Raw genomic sequence first — 253 nt, forward strand, 5'->3', positions numbered from 1 at the left:
CCGGAGGTGGGGGTGAAGTGCACCTGGATGCGCGGGTTCGCTGCCAGCCAGTCCCGAACCTCGACGCGTTTGTGGGCGGCGTAGTTGTCCATCACCAGGTGCAGTTCGCCGTCGGGGTAGGCCCGGGTGAGTATGTCAACTCGACTTGGCCCCACCAGGACGGCTTGAGTTGGCCCCACCTGCTCGGGTGTGGGCGAGGCGGTAGCTGGTCGTGCCGGTTTCGATGATGGTGGCGTCGTAGGTCAGGCGGTCG

Annotated in this window: 1 pseudogene; it reads right to left on the bottom strand. The window is 66.4% G+C overall.

What is annotated here, in order from left to right:
* A pseudogene (locus ACFQQJ_RS10650) lies at nucleotides 1-107 on the bottom strand (IS630 family transposase); the annotation flags it as partial.
* Nucleotides 108-253 lie beyond the last annotated feature (146 nt).

It is taken from the genome of Propionicimonas sp. T2.31MG-18 (genome assembly GCF_964266745.1).
Lineage (GTDB): Bacteria > Actinomycetota > Actinomycetes > Propionibacteriales > Propionibacteriaceae > Propionicimonas.